This window comes from Phyllobacterium sp. GQ127 (assembly GCF_059758635.1).
In genome coordinates, this window is record NZ_JCAXDZ010000001.1 from 1,297,392 (window position 1) to 1,315,374 (window position 17,983).

General features: G+C 50.9%; 19 protein-coding genes, 1 tRNA gene and 1 pseudogene. 6 read left to right on the forward strand and 15 right to left on the reverse strand.

The genetic code is table 11. The features are described from left to right. Positions 1–20: 20 nt before the first annotated feature. The 3 genes from AC6CHM_RS06615 to AC6CHM_RS06625 form a co-directional block, all read right to left on the reverse strand. Positions 21–1,085 (reverse strand): ABC transporter ATP-binding protein, encoded by a 1,065-nt coding sequence (locus AC6CHM_RS06615; RefSeq protein WP_498172443.1) that lies wholly within the window; start codon positions 1,083–1,085, stop codon positions 21–23. After that, positions 1,085–3,304, reverse strand: a complete 2,220-nt coding sequence (locus tag AC6CHM_RS06620; protein ID WP_307279321.1) for an ABC transporter permease — start codon at positions 3,302–3,304, stop codon at positions 1,085–1,087. The genes AC6CHM_RS06615 and AC6CHM_RS06620 overlap by 1 nt, the downstream gene beginning before the upstream one ends. 81 nt (positions 3,305–3,385) lie before the next feature. After that, positions 3,386–4,414 carry an extracellular solute-binding protein gene (locus AC6CHM_RS06625; RefSeq protein ID WP_115053235.1) on the reverse strand — a complete coding sequence of 343 codons (1,029 nt, stop codon included), beginning with the start codon at positions 4,412–4,414 and terminating at the stop codon, positions 3,386–3,388. Between the two features lie 181 nt (positions 4,415–4,595). Between AC6CHM_RS06625 and AC6CHM_RS06630 the strand changes: the two genes are divergently transcribed. Further along, positions 4,596–5,612, forward strand: coding sequence for a LacI family DNA-binding transcriptional regulator (locus AC6CHM_RS06630; protein WP_498172444.1), 1,017 nt, complete (start codon positions 4,596–4,598; stop codon positions 5,610–5,612). Here AC6CHM_RS06630 and AC6CHM_RS06635 read toward each other — a convergent pair. Together AC6CHM_RS06635 and AC6CHM_RS06640 are read right to left on the reverse strand one after the other, a co-directional pair. Beyond that, positions 5,605–6,996, reverse strand: coding sequence for a GGDEF domain-containing protein (locus AC6CHM_RS06635; RefSeq protein WP_498172445.1), 1,392 nt, complete (start codon positions 6,994–6,996; stop codon positions 5,605–5,607). The two genes, AC6CHM_RS06630 and AC6CHM_RS06635, sit on opposite strands and share 8 nt — an antisense overlap. Positions 6,997–7,130: 134 nt before the next feature. After that, the gene (locus tag AC6CHM_RS06640; RefSeq protein ID WP_336439753.1) at positions 7,131–7,634 is read right to left on the reverse strand and encodes a peptide deformylase; all 504 of its coding nucleotides are present in this window, start codon (positions 7,632–7,634) and stop codon (positions 7,131–7,133) included. 220 nt (positions 7,635–7,854) lie between these two features. On the opposite strand from AC6CHM_RS06640, the gene AC6CHM_RS06645 reads away from it, so the two are divergent. Then, positions 7,855–9,987 carry a sensor histidine kinase gene (locus AC6CHM_RS06645; RefSeq protein WP_307279335.1) on the forward strand — a complete coding sequence of 711 codons (2,133 nt, stop codon included), beginning with the start codon at positions 7,855–7,857 and terminating at the stop codon, positions 9,985–9,987. Positions 9,988–10,360: 373 nt separating this feature from the next. Here AC6CHM_RS06645 and AC6CHM_RS06650 read toward each other — a convergent pair whose 3' ends face one another. Next, positions 10,361–10,813, reverse strand: a complete 453-nt coding sequence (locus AC6CHM_RS06650; protein WP_498172446.1) for a hypothetical protein — start codon at positions 10,811–10,813, stop codon at positions 10,361–10,363. A gap of 230 nt (positions 10,814–11,043) precedes the next feature. On the opposite strand from AC6CHM_RS06650, the gene AC6CHM_RS06655 reads away from it, so the two are divergent. Further along, entirely contained in the window at positions 11,044–11,256 is a 213-nt protein-coding gene (locus AC6CHM_RS06655; protein WP_115052490.1) for a hypothetical protein, read from the forward strand. Positions 11,257–11,258: 2 nt separating this feature from the next. Here AC6CHM_RS06655 and AC6CHM_RS06660 read toward each other — a convergent pair whose 3' ends face one another. Beyond that, a complete protein-coding gene (locus tag AC6CHM_RS06660; RefSeq protein WP_115052489.1) occupies positions 11,259–11,861 on the reverse strand; it encodes an isochorismatase family protein in 603 nt (200 codons plus the stop codon). 69 nt (positions 11,862–11,930) lie between these two features. After that, positions 11,931–12,152 (reverse strand): hypothetical protein, encoded by a 222-nt coding sequence (locus AC6CHM_RS06665; protein ID WP_115052488.1) that lies wholly within the window; start codon positions 12,150–12,152, stop codon positions 11,931–11,933. Between the two features lie 424 nt (positions 12,153–12,576). Here AC6CHM_RS06665 and AC6CHM_RS06670 point away from each other — a divergent pair, with 424 nt between their 5' ends. Then, positions 12,577–12,780: a hypothetical protein gene (locus tag AC6CHM_RS06670; RefSeq protein WP_115052487.1), complete on the forward strand. Its 204-nt coding sequence runs from the start codon at positions 12,577–12,579 to the stop codon at positions 12,778–12,780. A 41-nt stretch (positions 12,781–12,821) separates the two neighbouring features. Here AC6CHM_RS06670 and AC6CHM_RS06675 read toward each other — a convergent pair whose 3' ends face one another. Together AC6CHM_RS06675 and AC6CHM_RS06680 are read right to left on the reverse strand one after the other, a co-directional pair. Further along, on the reverse strand, positions 12,822–13,016 hold the full coding sequence (locus AC6CHM_RS06675) for a hypothetical protein (RefSeq protein ID WP_336439749.1): 195 nt from the start codon (positions 13,014–13,016) through the stop codon (positions 12,822–12,824). A gap of 36 nt (positions 13,017–13,052) precedes the next feature. After that, positions 13,053–13,391: a hypothetical protein gene (locus AC6CHM_RS06680; RefSeq protein ID WP_307279356.1), complete on the reverse strand. Its 339-nt coding sequence runs from the start codon at positions 13,389–13,391 to the stop codon at positions 13,053–13,055. Positions 13,392–13,865: 474 nt separating this feature from the next. Here AC6CHM_RS06680 and AC6CHM_RS06685 point away from each other — a divergent pair, with 474 nt between their 5' ends. Then, complete coding sequence (locus AC6CHM_RS06685) at positions 13,866–14,165, forward strand: DUF982 domain-containing protein (RefSeq protein ID WP_498172448.1); 300 nt, start codon at positions 13,866–13,868, stop codon at positions 14,163–14,165. Between the two features lie 38 nt (positions 14,166–14,203). Here AC6CHM_RS06685 and AC6CHM_RS06690 read toward each other — a convergent pair whose 3' ends face one another. The 5 genes and pseudogenes from AC6CHM_RS06690 to AC6CHM_RS06710 all read right to left on the reverse strand — a co-directional run bounded on the left by AC6CHM_RS06690 (position 14,204) and on the right by AC6CHM_RS06710 (position 17,110). Continuing rightward, positions 14,204–14,677 (reverse strand): VOC family protein, encoded by a 474-nt coding sequence (locus AC6CHM_RS06690; protein WP_498172672.1) that lies wholly within the window; start codon positions 14,675–14,677, stop codon positions 14,204–14,206. Between the two features lie 185 nt (positions 14,678–14,862). Next, positions 14,863–15,372 carry an autotransporter outer membrane beta-barrel domain-containing protein gene (locus tag AC6CHM_RS06695; RefSeq protein ID WP_498172450.1) on the reverse strand — a complete coding sequence of 170 codons (510 nt, stop codon included), beginning with the start codon at positions 15,370–15,372 and terminating at the stop codon, positions 14,863–14,865. 19 nt (positions 15,373–15,391) lie between these two features. Then, a pseudogene (locus AC6CHM_RS06700) lies at positions 15,392–15,619 on the reverse strand (autotransporter outer membrane beta-barrel domain-containing protein); the annotation flags it as partial. Between the two features lie 260 nt (positions 15,620–15,879). Beyond that, positions 15,880–15,956: transfer RNA gene (locus AC6CHM_RS06705), tRNA-Ile, on the reverse strand. Positions 15,957–16,054: 98 nt separating this feature from the next. Then, on the reverse strand, positions 16,055–17,110 hold the full coding sequence (locus AC6CHM_RS06710; RefSeq protein ID WP_370878725.1) for a sugar-binding transcriptional regulator: 1,056 nt from the start codon (positions 17,108–17,110) through the stop codon (positions 16,055–16,057). 132 nt (positions 17,111–17,242) lie between these two features. Between AC6CHM_RS06710 and AC6CHM_RS06715 the strand changes: the two genes are divergently transcribed. After that, complete coding sequence (locus AC6CHM_RS06715) at positions 17,243–17,983, forward strand: hypothetical protein (protein WP_115052481.1); 741 nt, start codon at positions 17,243–17,245, stop codon at positions 17,981–17,983.

A 17,983-nucleotide genomic window follows, 5' to 3' on the forward strand; every position in this document is an offset into this window, starting at 1 on the left:
CTGATATAAATAGTGGTCGTTCAACTATTGATGAGTGCTATGCCACGGTGGTGAAATCCGATGCTAATATTGGTCCCTGGTTCCAAGCGCTGATCTACCGCCGGATCGACGACAAAGAGCGTGCCAGATTCCGTCTCGACTTCGTATTCCACGTGATCGCCAAGATAGGCCATAAACTTGATTCTCCCGGGAAACGCAGCATTCTCCGCAGCCGATAAAGTGATGGCATTCGGCCTCACCGCAAGTTTGGCCGGACCGGGTACAGAATGACTGCGAGCCGGAACGCTATGTTCAAGCTTTCCAACTTGTACGATCGCTTGGCCATTTTCGGTGCGAAGCACTTCACAAGGCACAACATTGGCTTCGCCTATGAAATCGGCAATGAACGAAGACACAGGTGCTTCGTAAAGTTCGCGCGGAGAACCCTGCTGCGCCACAACGCCGTTCTGCATCACAATAATTCGATCGGATACAGCCAAGGCCTCCTCCTGATCGTGTGTTACGTAAACGGCTGTAAAGCCAAGGCGTTGTTGCAGTTCGCGAATTTCTGTTCTCACGCGGCGGCGCAACCGTGCGTCAAGATTGGATAGTGGCTCATCCAGCAACAAGACTTGTGGTTCCAGAACCAGAGCGCGGGCAACCGCAACGCGTTGCTGTTGCCCCCCAGAAAGCTCAGCCGGCAATCTTTGGCCATAGCCAGCAAGTCCAACCTGGTTCAGCCCCTCTTCTGCCCGTTCCCTCGCCTCCGCTTTTTTCATCTTTGACGATTCAAGGCCGTATGCCACGTTTTCCAGAACTGACATATGCGGAAACAGCGCATAGGACTGGAACACCATTGAAACGTCCCGCTCGTTTGCGGGGAGCATCGTAACATCCTTGCCGCCTATCAGTATCCGTCCGGCAGTTGGATGCTCCAGACCGGCAAGCATGCGCAGCGTGGTCGTTTTGCCACAACCGGACGGCCCGAGAAGGGTGACCAAGGTTCCGGGTTCTATGTCGAGCGACAGATTATGTATGGCGGTAAATGTGCCAAACTGCTTTTTGACGTTGGAGAAAACAACTGATCCTGTAACATTCGGTGCCATTACGCGGCCTTCTCTGGAGATGCAGATGGTATGAAAGCAGTTGCAACACGGTTCTCGCGGCGCAATTTCCTCTCTCCCACCAAAAGCTGGAAACAGGTGATGATAACAATCATGACAATGATGAGCATGGAAGAGTAAGCAATCGCCACGCCGTACTCACCATTTTCGACAAGGCCGACAATATAGGCGGTCGCCATATTGTATTCAGCGCTGACGAGGAAGATGACCGCGCTAATCGAGGTGATGGCCCGAACAAACGAATAGACGAGCGCTGCAACGATCGCTGGGCGCAGCAAGGGCAAAATCACCTTGCGAATTGTCCGGAAGCTGGCGGCGCGCAAGGTCAGCGAGGCTTCATCGAGGCTTTTATCGAGCTGGCTCATGGCAGCAATGCCGCCCCGCACACCTACCGGCATATTACGGAAGACAAAACACGCAACCAGTATCAGCGCGGTTCCGGTCATTTCCAGCGGAGGGAGATTAAATGCCATAATGTAGCTGATACCTATAACGGTACCCGGGATAGCGAAGCTCATCATAAGCGCAAATTCGAATATGTTTCTGCCAACGAAACGCTGCCGGACGATGAGGTAGGCCGTCAGCAAGCCAACAGCCGCTGTCAAAGGCGCTGCGATCAAGGCGATCTTGATGGTCGTCCAGAAAGAGTTCCAGGCGACGCCAGTCCAGGAGATTCCGCCATCAGCGAAAGTGAATGAAAAGGCCCGCTGGTAGTGGTCAAAGGTCAGCGTATTATCAAGCCCCCAGGTGCGCACGAAACCGCCAAAGAAGATCATTCCATAGATAACGAGCGTGAAAATGATCCACGGTATAACAATCGCATGGACACCAATCGATAGTGATTTTGGAAGGGCGATATGAGCACCTGAATCACCCTTCCCTGTCACCGTTGCAAAACTCTTGCCGGATAGCCAGAAGCGCTGTGCCAAAAAGGCTGACAGAGTGAAGAACAGAAGAATTATCGCGAGTACCGCGGCGCGTGACGGATCGTTTTGCGAGCCGACAACAGCAAAGAATATCTCCGTTGAAAGGACGCCGTGACTGCCTCCGAGCACAAGCGGATTGCCGAAATCGGCCATGCTTTCGATGAAGCCGATCAGGAAAGCATTTGCCAGGCCGGGTTTCATCAAGGGAAGCGACACCTTCCAGAATGTACGCCAGCGATCTGCCCGAAGGGTTTGCGAGGCTTCCTCCATCGACGGGCTTACGCCTTCGACCACACCGATAAGAACGAGAAATGAAATTGGCGTGAACGACAAAACCTGAGCGATCCATATCCCGGTCAGACCGTAAAGCCAGCGGCCCGGCTCAATCCCGAAAAGGCTCGATAGCTGTTGGGTGACAACGCCTGCGCGACCAAAGAGGAGAATCAACGCAAGGCCGATGACGAAGGGCGGCGTGATGATCGGCAGAATAGTCAGCAGACGAAGGCCCTTTTTGAAGGGAAATCGCGTACGCGTTGCAACGAGCGCAAAACAAAGCCCAAGCAAAGTAGATCCAAATGCTGCCAGTATCGCCAGCAGAAGCGTGCGCCATGCGATGCCGCAGCGGTTTCCCCCTATAACGCAGTCCAGACTCCAGATTGATGGGTCTTGAATGTTGCGGATGAATCCGGACGGGTCAAATGAACCGTCAAAGCTTTGAAATGCTCCGACAAGCATGCTTCCAACCGGATAGAAGACAAAAATTGCCACCAGGAAAATGAGCAATGCGATGGATGCCACAACAAACGCATCGCCTCTCAATACGCCTCTTTCAGCAAGGCCGAACGAGAACAGCAATACAAAAGACAGGGCGACCAGACCGGCACCGGCGCCCATCGATGGCTGTCCATCAGAAAGTGGACCGAACAAATGCTCGCTAATGAGCCAGGTCCACCCGGTAAAACCGACAGCGAGCCCCTGAAGAACCAGAAATATAAGACCGGCGGCTCCAGCAGCAACAAGAAGATTTGATCGAAGTTTCGACACGGTCAAGGTTCGCGCAATAAGGCCAACCGCAAAGATCAGCGCGATGATCGCGATAGTCCATCGGCCATAGGCGAATATCTGGACGAGCCCCGGTCCTGCCGCACTAGCTGGAAAACCATCGAGCCAATCAAACCCGTAAAAACCTGTTTCAACTTTGTACCAAGGCAATAGAATCAGACCCGTAAGCCCAATACCGAGAGCGATGTTCAATCTCCGGTCACTGCGTTCCATAAGGCCTTCCGCGCGCTATCTTCAAAAATATGGCGAGAGATGCCCGGAAACTCTCCGGGCATGCTCCAGATTAATAGACAATCAATTAGCGCTTGCGCCGATTTCCTTGTCCCAACGCTCAAGCAATTCCTTACGCTTGGCAGGATCACCATAGGTTTTGAAGTCGTAATCAATGAGCTTGATGTCTTCAAACTTCGGAGCTTCCGGCGGAACGACGGCACTCTTGTTCGAAGGCAGCTGGAAGGATTTTGCATCCTTCATGTGCGATTGCGTTTCAGCACTCAGGGCCCAATCATACCACTGCTTGGCTTCGTCAAGGTTGCGAGCCCCCTTGATGATCGACATCGAGCCGATCTCATAGCCGGTGCCCTCGCATGGTGCGACAGCCTTGATGGGGAAACCTTCCGATATCTGCGCCACAGCATCGTGCATAAACACAATACCGAGCGCAGTCTCACCGCGGGCCGCAGCCTTAACCGGCGCCGAACCGGATTTTGTGTATTGTGAGACATTGGCATTGAGCTGCTTCAAATATTCGTAGGCTTTATCTTCTCCCATAATTTGCACGAGAGATGCCAAGGCCGTGTAGGCCGTACCCGAGGAATTGGGGTTTGCCATCTGAATTTCGCCCTTAAAGGCAGGATCAACCAAATCAGCCCAGCATTTGGCTTCCTTGAGACCCTTCTTTTTCACGATTTCCGTGTTGTATCCCCAGCCAAGCGCACCGGCGTAAACGCCCACTGTTTTATAATCAGCGCTCTCAGCCTGTTTTTTGGCCCAATCCTGCAGCTGGTCCAGGAGCGGAGATTTATACTCCTGCGTCAGGCCTTCGGAAGCAGCCTGAAGGTGAGGATCACCGGTCCCTGCCCACCAAATATCGGTTTTTGGATTACGCGCCTCTGCGCGGATTTTGGCATAGGTCTCTCCAGACGAGAGTCTCACCATATTCACGGAGATCCCCTTTTCTTTCTCAAACCTGTCCTTCATCATTTCGCAGATAACGACATCGGCCGAGCAGATCAAATTGAGATTTCCAGCTGCCTTGGCTTCGCCCGGCACCATCTGAAGTCCAAAAGCAAAAGCAGCGGCAATTGCGAACACTGAACGCATCATTATTCCTCCCTGGATAACACGGCACCTCCATGCCGCACGCATTTTGCAAGCGTGTGCAAAAGTTTCACATGCAAAGTCCCATTGTCAAGTAAGGAACTTGAATACTTCCGATAAATTTGCATATGAATGCAGTTGTGCTGTACGCAAGCGCGTGCAAATCACGCTAAGGGAGGACTTTTTGAGCAAGTCATTTGTCAGCGCTAATGACGTCGCACGTCATGCGGGCGTATCGCGATCAGCAGTTTCTCGCGCGTTTACGCCTGGCGCGAGCGTTTCAGAAGATACGCGCAAACGCGTCATGAATTCGGCTCAAATTCTGGGATACCACGTCAATCAGCTCGCGCGGGGCCTCATGCGCAGCGAAAGCGGTATTGTCTGTCTCGTCGTATCTGAAATGGACACGCCATATCGTGCACGGCTCGTTCGCGCTTTCTCTCACGAACTGCAAAAAGCCGGAAAAATATCAATGCTCATCAATACCGATCGTTCAGACGGCGGTGTTGATGCAGCTTTACGGCAAACATTGAACTATCGCGCTGATGCTTCAATATTGCTTTCGGGACTTCCTGACAAAGCGATCACAAAGCTGTGCCTCGACAGCGGACAGAGGATCGTTCTCATCAATCGCGACGATAACATTAATGGTCCTTTTCACATCAATCTCAACGACCATCAGGCAGCCAAGGTAGCTGTAAATGCCTTTTTAAGAGCGGGTTGCCGTGCACTTGCGTTTGTCAACTCAGAAGTGGGAACGCCGAGCCTGATGGCCCGGGAAAACGGCTTCCTGGCTGCGGCAGCAAGTTTTGGTCTCAATGTGACAGTTACCAGCCATGGTAATACGGTTTACGAGAGTGGCAGGCATGCTGCGCACTCCCTTCTAACCAGTTTTGACCGACCGGATGCCGTTTTTTGTGTCAATGATTTGATGGCGCTCGGATTTATAGATAGTGCCAGGCAAGATTTTGGCGTCCGGATACCCGAAGATCTTTGCGTGATCGGCTTCGACGACATTGAGCAAGCTAGCTGGTCTTCCTATGAACTGACCACTTTTGCTCAACCGATTGATCAAATCGTTCAGGCGAGCCTGTTGTGGTTGAGCGAAGCCGCCGATACCCAGAACGTCAAATCCCAGACTTTCAATGCTCCCCTGGTTTGGCGAAAAACCGTTCGAGGCAATCATCAGCAAGTTAGCTGAATGCTCCCCAAAGACTAACTCGCCCACGTCCATCGCGTTTGGACTGGTAGAGTGCAGTGTCGGCCAGGTTCAAAAGATCGTCCGGCCCGGCGATTGCCGCTCTATTGTTTTCGTCAAGTATCGCTATACCGAGGCTAATCGATACCAATCCACTCGGGCTCGCCTCATGTTTAATTTTCATTGCAGTGACGGAATTAAGCATCTGAGTTGCGGTTTTCATCACCTCGTGCTTGGAAACACCGGATAAGAGCGCGGCGAATTCTTCACCCCCGAAACGAGCCAGCGATCCGCTTGTCTGTTTTACAACCTTGTTCAAGCTGCGAGCGACATGAATAAGACAGTCATCGCCTGCGAGGTGCCCGTAAAAGTCATTATAGGTTTTGAAGTGATCAATATCGACCATTATCACGGCGAGATCCTTGTGGACATCATGAGCCTGTCCAAATGCTTGCCGCAAAAGATGAGCAAATTTTCGTCTGTTCGGCAAATTGGTGAGATGATCGCGCTCAGAAAGATTCCTGAGCTTGCGATTAGCAGCCAAGAGTTTCTCTTCGAGCTTCAATCTCAATTCGACCGTGCTCGAAAGTTGTTCTTCGATACGCTTTTGCATGCTGATGTCGACACTGGTCGCCAGCAGGCGCAACGGCGCACCGTTGGCGTCATATTCAACAATCTTGCCGCGACTTAATATCCAAGTATCGCCGCCATCAGGCCGTTTTACGCGATAGATTGCTTCAAAAAGCGGGTTCTTGCCACTGAGTGCATCATCGAATGCCTGGAGTGTGTGTGCCCGGTCGTCCGGGTGCAGAATGTCCCAGCCAACGCTTGGCTTTTCAGCCGCATTCGGGTCAAGCCCGAGTAGAATGCGATATTGTGGTGAGCGCCACACCTGGTTGGCTGGTATATTCAGATCCCATATCCATTGGCCGGCATTCTCAAGGGCATAGGCAGTCCGCTGTTCAGTTTCCTGTAACTTGCGGGTGGCCCGGCGTAATTCGGTAATATTGGTATAGGCAACTGAAATACCGGCAAACTGGCCCAGATCATTCATCACAGCAGCAGCAGAAACCATGAAGCTTTCTTCAGCGATCTCGACTTCACCATCCGCAATGACTTCTCCACTCTTGGCCGCTGCCAAGCCTTTGCGCAAAAGCGGAGCGTGGAGTGGAACAATGTCCTCTATGTTACGGCCAACAGCTATCTTGCTTTCCACACCTAGCAAGCGAGACAGTTGGTCATTGATCGTGACAATCAAACCATCTTGATTGAGGTAGCAAAGGCCGACCGGCACCCTGTCATAGACTGCTTCAATCTGAAGCAAACGATCACCACCACTTTCATTCGCTATATTGAAGGGTGATTGTCGCGACTTGCTGATTGGCATGGCTCTACTTCCACTTTGCAACCTCACATTGCCTAAAGAAGAAAGGTGCAGTCAAGAATAATACTATGTGATTGCGCCGATAGATTGTTCTAGATCAAATCAGCTACCCAATAGATCGCCACGCTGCCAGAAAATTATTCTATAATGTTTCCGATCTTACCGAAGCGCTTGACGATCCGATCCCGTCGCAATTTGGATAATCGATAAATCCAGAAAATCCCATCGAGTTGATCAATCTCATGTTGCAGACAAACTGCAAGCAGACCATCGGCGGCTTCCGTTTGCTCGCGGCCCGACAAGTCCTGATAACGTATCCGGATTGCAGCAGGGCGCTCTATGGATTCCGTGACGCCCGGCATGGAAATACTTCCTTCGTCATACCGCGCCGTTTCGCTGGACGACCATTCCACCATGGGATTAACATAAATTGATGGTCCCGCCCCTCCAGGAATCTCTATAGCAATAACGCGTTCCAGCACACCAATATGAGGGGCAGCAATACCAATTCCAGGTGCCGCTCGCATTGCCTGCAAGAGATCATCTGCCAATTCCTGCAAATGTTGATTGAACTCTTTCACGGGCTTGGCAATCGCTCGCAAACCAGCATCCGGAAACGTTAAAACCCTTCTTCTTGTCAACGCAATTCTCCATTAGGCAGACGGGCGAGAGAGGTCATGAAATAACCTTTCTCGCCGCTATAGCGCAATGTCCTGCGGGAAGCTTGCTTTACAAGGGAAGCTGGGAGCGATAATCGAAATGTCGTCGCTCCGATAAATTCGAGCGGCACAAAGAGGCTGACGGATGCCGGGCGACAAAAGCATATTGAAACCGCAGGTATTACCCAAGGGTGCGTTAGGAATGACGCTCTTGGTTCTGGCGACCACGATCATCTCCTTTGTCGTCATGATGGGTATAACCGGAATTTCTCCGACGAAGACTGTTACGCAGGTCATCGTCGGGGCGAATGCTATATCAATTCTCGTGCTCATTTATCTGTCTTATGCAACGTTAAGAAAACTGATTTTTTTCAAGAGCAAAGAGAAGAATCGTGACCTGCATACCAGCATCACTATTATCTTTGCTCTGATTGCCTCGATTCCATCAATTATAGTTGCTTGCTTCTCGCTTATCGTTCTCGACAACCGGCTGAATTCTTGGATTAATCCCGAGAATAATCAGATCATCGACATGTCGATCAAAGCTGCGCAGTCTTATACCGAAGACAATGCCCAAAGCCTTTTGTCCACGACCTTATCGATGGTCATCGAACTTGATCAGCGCAGGCTGCTCTACAATCTTGATAGGGGCGCTTTTTCGGATTGGCTAACATATGACGCTGATCGCAATAATCTGCTGGGTGCCTCGCTCGTCAAATCCACGGGAGAAGTCGTCGTCAGCGCGCGATTGTTCAACGATTTGGTCTTGCCGGCGGTGCCCCTGAAAGCGATTAGCGGTGCAGCCGGTGATCGCCCAGTTTTGATTCCGCCAGGATCAACCAATCTTGTAGGGGCTGTGATCAAAACGCAGGCTCTGCCTGATCTCTACCTTTACACAATACGCTCGGTAGACTCGTCCGCCCTCAACAATATGCGTATTATGAACGATAATAATACGGAATATCAATTACTTGCCAGTAACAGGTCTAATACACAAATTGCCTATGCGCTCCTGTACACCGAGCTAACCTTGTTGCTTCTATTGACGGCTGTCTGGACAGGTATCGCTGTTGCAAATCGTGTCGTGCAGCCGATCCGCGCCCTTATTAGCGCAGCAGAAGAGGTGGCGACTGGCAATTTCGATATTTCCGTGCCTGTAAAAGGTTCCGACGGCGATATTGGAGCGTTGTCGCAGACATTCAACAACATGGTCGGACAGCTAAAAACCCAGCACGATGATCTCACGTCAGCCAAGGATGAGATTGACGAACGTAGGCGTTTTACGGAGGCGGTGCTATCGGGCGTCACCGCCGGTGTTATCAGCGTCAATGCAAATGGCGAAATTGCGGGTTTGAACCGCCCTGCTGAAAACATGCTTGATATCAATGTATCGGAAACCCTCGGTCAGCAGCTTACCTCGGTGTTTCCGGAGATCAGCGAAATCTTTGCTCTGGCCGGTATCAACGATCGATCATCAAGCCGCAGACAGATCAGCATTACCCGCAATGGCATTGCCCGCTCGCTCAATGTTCAAATAACGCGCGAAGATGCCGACGCCAAAAACGCTTCTTATGTCGTTACAGTTGATGACATAACTGATCTCGTAGCAGCCCATCGTTCGTCTGCCTGGGCAGATGTGGCCCGACGTATCGCACACGAAATCAAAAACCCGCTTACCCCCATTCAATTGTCTGCCGAACGCATCCGCCGCCGCTATGGTAGAGTTATTGTTGAAGATCGCGCAATTTTTGATCAATGCACCGACACGATTATTCGTCAGGTTGGTGACATTGGCCGTATGGTTGACGAGTTTTCAGATTTTGCTCGAATGCCAAAACCGGAATTCGTCACCACAAATGTAGTAGACGTGCTTAAAGACGCTTCATTCCTCGTGGAAATCAGCAATAATCGCATCACATTCGAGCATGAGTTCGACGATGAGCCGCTTCTTGGCAATTTCGACAATCGCCTGCTCGGCCAAGCTTTCGGGAATATCATCAAGAACGCATCTGAATCAATCGATGCGGTACTTGAGCAAGGCATCATTGATCAAGGACACATTCTTGTTCGTGCAAAGGGCTCCGGCGCCTCAATCCTGGTCGAAGTGCTGGACAATGGTAAGGGATTACCCGCGGAAAACCGCCATCAACTGCTTGAGCCATACGTTACGACCCGAGAAAAAGGCACCGGACTTGGTCTGGCAATCGTTAATAAGATCATTGAAGACCATGGTGGCCATCTGGAACTGCTGGACGCGCCCGCAAACTTTCATGGCGGACGCGGCGCACTGATGCGAATGGTCTTTCCTAGACTTGTTGAAACCTCTGCGGCTTAAACTGCATCACGATCTTTCATGACGCACATCAAAATGTGATGATGTATTAGGCCCGTAAAAATTGAACAAGATTAATAAAATGATTATAGTTGCGTCTCCGGTATCTGAAGCGCGAAAACAGTATTTCGCAGCCAAACGGAAACAGGATCATGAAATCGACCAACGACATTGGCGCTAGCCAAGGTAGTCACGTGATCGTTTGAGGACATTCTGGATTATCCAGTTTCGCTCAGGAGGAGTCGATATGATGCGGCACATAAAGCAAAATGGTGACCTTTCCAACGGCATAACCTGCTCCATGATTTTGTTCGGAGCTTTTGCAGTGATGGCAGTGCTCTTGGCTGTATAGACACCAGGAATAACGACATTAAACTCACCATGTCCGCTGAGCTCTGCTCTGGCGTAATGTCTGTTGCTGATCGATTGAAAAACAGAGGTCGGGCCGTGAGTGAACGTATCGAAACATGCTCGTGTTTTTTTGCGAGATATCAAAGCGGAACTTAAGGGAGAGCCTTTCTGGGTTAATTTCGACCACGATGACGATTGCCGGAAGGCGATTGGCAGCCCACTCACTGTATGGGTTGGTTATCGGCCATCGCAGTTTCAGCTCCTTTCTGGTGAACTCAAAACCTTTTCCAAAACGCTTGGCATTGAGCGTAGTTTTTGTGGACGTTGCGGCACATCCATCGGATATCAAGACACCGGAATTGCCGACGAACTTTACCTTACAATAGGATTTTTTGACCGTCCCGAGAGGTTTCCGCCCTCCGTCCACGGGTATTGGAGCATGCATCTGCCCTAGGTGAAGTTTGACGATGATCTTCAAAGGATAGACACCTACACACGTGATCGTCATCCTGCCGTCGGCACGCCAGCAGAACGCATGGCAAAAGGCGAAAAAAGCTGAAACCCCAGCATTTGCCTCCAGATAATTGGCACCGTCGTCCCTCAAAAAAATGCCGGTTTACATGGCATTGATGTGGTACAAGAAAGCGGCCATGATTGCCTATAGACTTCATTCTTAACCAAGCGCAATCTCCGCTTGGAGGTGACATCATGGAACGCCTGGATCATAAATTGGACTGTAAAGACTGCGGCACCATCTATCTGAAAATTCCGAAAGATGTGCAAAACGACACGCCAATCTATTGCAGCACATGCGGGGTTTTGCTTGGGCGGTGGGAAGAGTTGGAACGGGACTTCAACCGGCAGGGCGGTCAGGACGGCGTCTTCAAAATGAATGATGGACAGATTGAACGCTTGGATTAGCATCACCAATTGCTTAAAATGACCTGCGTTTCTGCTGTCTCGACTTGAAGAGATAACCGTCCAGCATAAAAACCCTGCATCGCATCGTGAGCTTGATCCGACGAGCTGCAAACTGCGTCACTGACCAGAATTACCCTATAGCCCAGATCAACGCCACCAAGAACAGTTGCCAAGACGCAGACATCCGTCTCTCCTCCCGAAATCAATAGCGTATCGACATTAGCCATCCGCAGCGTCTGGTGGAGTTGGGTAAAGTGCCAAGGAGAGTAAACGCTCTTATCAACGACGCGCGCTGGCGGAACAAATAATTCGAGTTCAGCGACCAGATTCACATCTTCAGGAGGGAGCTGGTCAAGCGTCATGCAACGCCATTTATTATAATACCGAGCCCAAGCTCCGCCCGAATTTTCCGGCGATAAAGGAGGTATGAACCTCGTAAACACTGTATGAGTAGGCCGCTTCTCAACCAGCAGGCACACATTGGGTAAAACGCGCTCAAACCACGGCATCGCCCAAGGGCTCGAGCCTGTAAAAAGGCACTGCATATCCACACACAGATGCACAGTGTTTTCTCCGATAGGTCCGAATCTCAATCCCGAAGCCATGTCAACAATGCAGTGTAACGTTGAAGGACGTGGTTAAATTTGCGAACGCAGATCACGCTCAAATCAGCATCAGGTAGCGGAATGCACACGGCCTGAATTCCATTCGACAACCTCCTGACTGCCATCATCATAAACCACTGTTAGCGCTGTTTCCGAACTTGAAATGACTTTCGCCTGCCTCCACTTGCTATCGTCTGGGCAACCCGAGGCCAACTCGTGCCTGAGAATTTTCACATCATCCCCTTCTTTCAAAGAAGCTCTGTATTTCGAAACCAGATCTGGCTGTTCCATGATCAGTCCTCCCAGCTACTACAACCTTTTTATCGAGCAAGGGTTGCAGCCAAGGGAACTGATTCATTGCAGGAACCGTTTCCAACTCAAGAGGTTTGCTCCTTCAACAAAATTCAGGTCATGGCTCGCCGACCGGAGCGCGGTGCTGCAATCGACGTAAGGCTAGGAAAAGGAGACGGGACGTGACAACAAGAATAGCTTGGATCTGCGCCGCTGTTGTCGTAATCGCGATAACTGCATTCATTATTATCAATCCGCTTGAAAATCGCACGACCGGGCAACAACCATCACCGCATGCGTTAGATCAATCCGGGCAATAACGATAATTGAACCAATAGTCTTGCCTTCAAACCCCGGCGTGCGCCCTCTTGTTTTCCACTTGGCTACACGGTTAGATTGCGCTGTAACAAAGGGGGGCAAGTCGATGATCGCCGCTTATATTGACGAAGTGATTATGTTTTGTGCCGGATTATGGATGACGGGTGTGGGCTTCCGTTATCTTTCATTTCCAACTCCCGATCAAAGCGCCAAGAATGCTTGGCTTGCAAACATCGTTCCTCATTTCAAATGGATGGGACCTTTATTGCTAATAATCGCAATCGTTCTAGCGATTGCATCGCCAGCCTGACGCAGTTCCGGCTGAACGGATCTGACAGCATCTGCTTGAGACTACTTAGCTGGCGCTTGCCGATCACGTTCGTTTTCTTTTGCGCTTGATTTGAATGTGGCATCACCATCTTCCTTGCCGGACATAATTCGCGGGTTGGCGCTGGAGACCCCATCATTTTTCGCGCCATGCCGAGTTTTTGCAAACTGACCTTTGGCGTCTTTTTTCGGGTCATCCTTACCCAATTTTTCTGTCAACGTAATGTTCCTTTCGAGATCCATATCTGTTCAGCATCACTGCGGCGTGGCGCTTGGAGGGTTTGCTTGCGTTCCTCCACCAGTGCCGGTCTGCGGCCTGGCATTTTCGGCTGGCGGATTGGTGGTGGGTTGATCGCCAGACGGAGGTGTTGCCTGATCGGAAGGTTTATTCTGACCGGCTGCAGGATTTTCTTGCTCGGTTATAGTTGCACTGTTGTCAGTACCTTCTCCGAACAATTCGGCACCGCCCCAAGCAATCAATGCAAGAAGCAGCCCACCTATTAAAACATACAATATCGGCTTGCCCAGTGGGCCCTGCCTTGCCTCTTTCCCGGTTTCTTTCACATTATGGTTCGATGAGCGCGTATCGGTCATGACTGCCTCCTTCCGTTTGAAAGATGAACCATCGAAAATGATTATGGTTCCGACATGCCACACGCGGGCCGAACAGGATTGTCCTCTTTCGTTACTTCGACGCAACCGCTTTTCCCGCCCGCATAGGAAATGAAATTTGTACAAAAGTCTTGAAACCCTTACTTCTCAAAATTATAATTTAAGCCATCCAAACAACCCAAAACCTACACCACGCTTAATCCGTGGGTGCAGTTTGTTATTCTTCAGGGAGTGGCAAAACATGGAAGGACTGACTCTAAAAACTACTAATCGCGTGGCTTCACCGGAGCTCCTTAAACAAATCAAGGCTCAGGTGGCTCGAGACTACGCACCGCCCGAAACGATCTCCCAAATCCTCCGCAAAGCCAAAGGTGGCTGTATGCGTCGCCGCATAAGGTTGGGTAAAGCCTGAGGTCAAAGTTCACGAACTCTCGGTTTCCCATTCAGGAGGACTTGATGAACTTATATTTTGAAAGCCCGATCTTCGTAAAAGAGGGGTCGATGATCGTTCAAGAAATCGCAACCCTCGATGAGGCGATCGAATTTTTGGACAATTGGCCGGAAAGAAATCGCGACCTCATTCATGAAACCGCGACGCGAATTTGCCATGAAGCATTTGATGGTCACAAACCGTTAAGTGTGGCCCACTCGGCATTCGAAGGTTTTGCGCGAAAGGCAAAAATCCTTGAAGATCCAGCTGCTGTGATGCCCTGGATCATGAAAGCAAAGCCGAACGGTGGTCTTATGACTGCCTGAGCATAAAGGACGGCTCCTGCCCGCTGGGGCCCTATTTATCAGCCTCGGCGGGCGGCTTCGATTGCGGCGACGTCGATTTTCTTCATATTCATCATCACTGCAAATGCGCGTTTAGCTCCATCGCCTCCGGCAAACAAAGCTTCAGTAAGTACTCGTGGCGTGATTTGCCATGACACGCCCCATTTGTCCTTGCACCATCCGCATGCGCTCTCTTGTCCGCCATTCCCTACTATTGCGTTCCAATAACGGTCTGTTTCTTCCTGATCATCCGTAGCGATTTGAAACGAGAAAGCTTCATTATGTTTGAATGCCGGGCCACCATTGAGACCGAGGCACGGTATCCCAGCGACAGTGAATTCAACAGTCAGTACATCTCCCTTCTCACCGGACGGAAAGTCACCGGGAGCATGGTGAATAGCTGTAACTGAACTGTCGGGGAAAATTTCTGCATAGAAGCGTGCAGCAGCCTCAGCATCCTTGTCGTACCAAATGCATATTGTGTTTTTGGCGATTGGCATCACTTATCCTCCCTGTTCAAGCCTATACTGCATACAGTGTAGAAGCTGATCAACAGGCAAAAGGCGTGCAGCAACCATCATGGCGCAGCCTTCAAAAATGCGCCACGCACTTTCCAATAGGTACTCAACGCTGAAGAGCCGAATTGCTCCGGCCCGCCAACATTATTCAAATCAAGCAATCAGAACTTCACCTTGAAGCCTGTTGTTCCATTGACGCTATAGCTGTCGGCAAAATTGCTCAGGCTGGTATTCAGCGAAACCTCACCGAAGATGGAATATTTGTCATCGGCCCAGCTATAAGAACCGCCAGCACCGATGCTGCCCCACGTCCGGTCTGTTTCATTGGCAAAGTTCACACCAGCCACATCAACATCCGATCCATCAAGGAACTCATGGTACAGATTGGCAAGGCCGTAAACATTACTGCGCGCCATCCTGCCTGAAGCATCCTGCCAAGCGTTTTGATATTCAGCTGCAACCCCGACGCGCCCCTTAAGGCTCTCACTTCTGTCCATCGAGGCTCGAGCGCCAAACGGGTGGGTAAAGCTGTCAAAGTCCACGTTGGAATATGCCAGCTGCGCCTGCGGCGTGACTGACCAGTTTCCATCAAGGGCAATCCGCTTGCCTGTTTCAAGGCTCAGCGAATAACCAAAACCATCATTGTCATTGGCCAAGCTGCGTCCCAGCATATCGGAACCAATGTCGGTTTCACTTGGACCTGACCATCAACATAGAAGCCGTTTTGCGCCAGCAGGTCAGCGTGCCGCCAAAGCCATATCCGTCCGTGTCAATCGAACCATCGTCGAGTACTGAGGAAGCATTGGTTGAAACTTCTCCGTAATGGACGGTGACACCGCTCATCAAGATGCCGAATTCGGTTTCATGCAGCTTGCCGTCCAGCTCTGACTGCAATCGCCAACTATTATGGTCATAGTCGGAGCGTGTTGTGGAGGTGGGGGATCAATGCTTGAATGCGCTCCATCAATACGTGTCCAAACGGCACCACTGTCTAACGCTCATCATATAAAGGCATTAAAAGGCTTGTTGGGTGTGAATTACAATTAGGCGATGAAAGGCTCTAACTCCGAGCAGAATTTATCAATCGGATGTTGCGGGAGAGAGCTTTGAAAAGATCAAAGCCGACGCTTGGTAATCCAAAGCGCTATTCCATGGAAATCACTTGTCTAATGGAAAAATGGTGGGCCCGGGAGGACTTGAACCCCCAACCAAGCGGTTATGAGCCGCCGGCTCTAACCAATTGAGCTACAGGCCCCACCTGAGGCAGCGTTGCAAGACACGCAAGCCGTGCGGGGATCAATAACGGGAAAAATCCTGAATGCAATCCCCGACTTGCCAAACAGTCCAATTACCTCAACTTTTTCTAACAGAAATTTCGGTTCGCGCCGTTTCGCCATCGGCCAGCGCAAGCAATTGTCGGGCGCTTTCTTCATCGGTGATGAATACAGTTGGCCGAATGAGCTTCATAGCTCCATGAAGCGCATTGATCTTTTCCCGCCCGCCCGATGTAAGCACGCGCACCGGCACTCTTTGTATGGTGTCGATGCCGACAGACATGACGAGATCATGAACCGGGTGATCGACCAGATTTCCCTGCCTATCATAAAAATGGAATAACAGATCGCCAACCGCGCCTCTTTCAGCCAGTGAGGCTTGATGCCCTTCATTGAGAAACCCGATACGATAAGGTGTGCTTGATGCAGTTTCGATGGCGCCAACGCTGAGCAGCACCATATCCAGGTCTTCCGCCATTTCGAACACGCTTTTCAATCCGCATCGCTCAATGAGCGCGGTTCGGGTTTCAATGCTGTCCACCATTGCCGGAGCGGGGATAAGATAGCCTTCACCCTGAAAAAGCTGGGCGAATTGCCATGCAAATTCCGCCGGATTGAATCGGCGCGGTTGGCTGATTCCACCCAAAAGCGAGATCACGGTGAAGTCTTCCAGCGCGCGCGCCTCAATGAATGAGAGCGTGCTGAGCAATGTGCGGCCCCAGCCCACCCCCACGCGCATGCCATTACTGACAACATCGGATAGATATGCGCCAGTTGCAGCGCTGATGGCAGGTATCGGATCGCTTTCCGCTTGGGACAAGGGTGCGATAATCACCTTCTCCAAGCCGAATTGCTGCTCTACTTCGCGCTCCAACGCGATGAGATCAGAAAGATAACCCTGGATACCGATTTTGACCTCATTGCGCGCCCTCGCCTCTGCCAGCATGCGCACAATTGTCACGCGTCCAACCCCGAGGACCTCGGCAATCTCGTTCTGCGTCATCTGTTCTATGTAATACATCCATGCAGCACGCATGCGCATCCGGCTGATTTTTGTATCAGGCTGGCCCACATCGAGCGCTGCTTTTTTCGGGCTGCCGGCAGCACTATTCGGTCGCTTGCGTCGATCGGTCAATCATCTCCCCCCTATACCTGCAGGCAAATCACCTGCGTGGTCATTATTATACAACTCCACCAGAATGTTATTTAGCAAGCCACGAAAAAAAGATACAAAGTCTTATCCACTTTCCTGCGCGGGATTGCCAATATGCTACGGGACATTCAAAACGATTTCGTCGTCAATCTTAAAGACAGGCTCCGAGATGTTCGCCATCTCATAAGAGCCAGTCGGCAAGATGTGAAATTGACGCCTCAAGAACTCCCGGAATTCATGCTCGATAAGGTCGCACGGGTTTTGGATAAAGCGTTCACATCAGCAGAAACAGTGTCAATTTCGTTGATTTCACACGATCCGACTGCTCATTCGGGCGCTCCCGAGGCGCGTAGCTTGGCCGCCTACTTCTTTGAAAATGGCGATGCCGGCGAAGCATTGTTCTGCCGCGACGCTTATTACCTGACAAAATATCTTTTGAAGGCACTCCATGAATCCAATGCGCTCGTTCATGAAGCGGGCTTCGCATCCGTCCATGCCACCATGATTCGCCGGCATGCAACCTTGCTTTCCGCAACAAAAAGCGGTGATCCGAAGGCGATTGCAAATGCATGCGCCGCATTGGCTATTGAACTGCACGCGCGCTACCGGAGCACCGCTCTGTTCACCCAGCAGGCGACGGATCAAACGAGATCATTTTTGTGCTTCTCTGCACTCGCTCTAGCTATAGGTCTGGCAACATATTCAAATCATCAACCCGACGGGGAGAAGTTGGTAGAAACAACCTTATTGGCCTTACAGGCTCGCCCCGAAAAACTCGAACAGGCTATAATGGCACGGGATAAGCTTCACGCATTATCCGACCTGTTCGCGTTTCTGATACCACACCTGCCTTAA

Bases quoted from the DNA above. Each gene is read 5' to 3' on its own strand.
- AC6CHM_RS06715 (WP_115052481.1), top strand. From the start codon at position 17,243: ATGCTACGGGACATTCAAAACGATTTCGTCGTCAATCTTAAAGACAGG.
- AC6CHM_RS06655 (WP_115052490.1), top strand. From the start codon at position 11,044: ATGGAACGCCTGGATCATAAATTGGACTGTAAAGACTGCGGCACCATC.
- AC6CHM_RS06665 (WP_115052488.1), bottom strand. From the start codon at position 12,152: ATGGAACAGCCAGATCTGGTTTCGAAATACAGAGCTTCTTTGAAAGAA.
- AC6CHM_RS06615 (WP_498172443.1), bottom strand. From the start codon at position 1,085: ATGGCACCGAATGTTACAGGATCAGTTGTTTTCTCCAACGTCAAAAAG.
- AC6CHM_RS06620 (WP_307279321.1), bottom strand. From the start codon at position 3,304: ATGGAACGCAGTGACCGGAGATTGAACATCGCTCTCGGTATTGGGCTT.
- AC6CHM_RS06680 (WP_307279356.1), bottom strand. From the start codon at position 13,391: ATGACCGATACGCGCTCATCGAACCATAATGTGAAAGAAACCGGGAAA.
- AC6CHM_RS06645 (WP_307279335.1), top strand. From the start codon at position 7,855: ATGACGCTCTTGGTTCTGGCGACCACGATCATCTCCTTTGTCGTCATG.
- AC6CHM_RS06625 (WP_115053235.1), bottom strand. From the start codon at position 4,414: ATGCGTTCAGTGTTCGCAATTGCCGCTGCTTTTGCTTTTGGACTTCAG.
- AC6CHM_RS06695 (WP_498172450.1), bottom strand. From the start codon at position 15,372: ATGCTGGGACGCAGCTTGGCCAATGACAATGATGGTTTTGGTTATTCG.
- AC6CHM_RS06670 (WP_115052487.1), top strand. From the start codon at position 12,577: ATGATCGCCGCTTATATTGACGAAGTGATTATGTTTTGTGCCGGATTA.
- AC6CHM_RS06660 (WP_115052489.1), bottom strand. From the start codon at position 11,861: ATGGCTTCGGGATTGAGATTCGGACCTATCGGAGAAAACACTGTGCAT.
- AC6CHM_RS06685 (WP_498172448.1), top strand. From the start codon at position 13,866: ATGAACTTATATTTTGAAAGCCCGATCTTCGTAAAAGAGGGGTCGATG.
- AC6CHM_RS06635 (WP_498172445.1), bottom strand. From the start codon at position 6,996: ATGCCAATCAGCAAGTCGCGACAATCACCCTTCAATATAGCGAATGAA.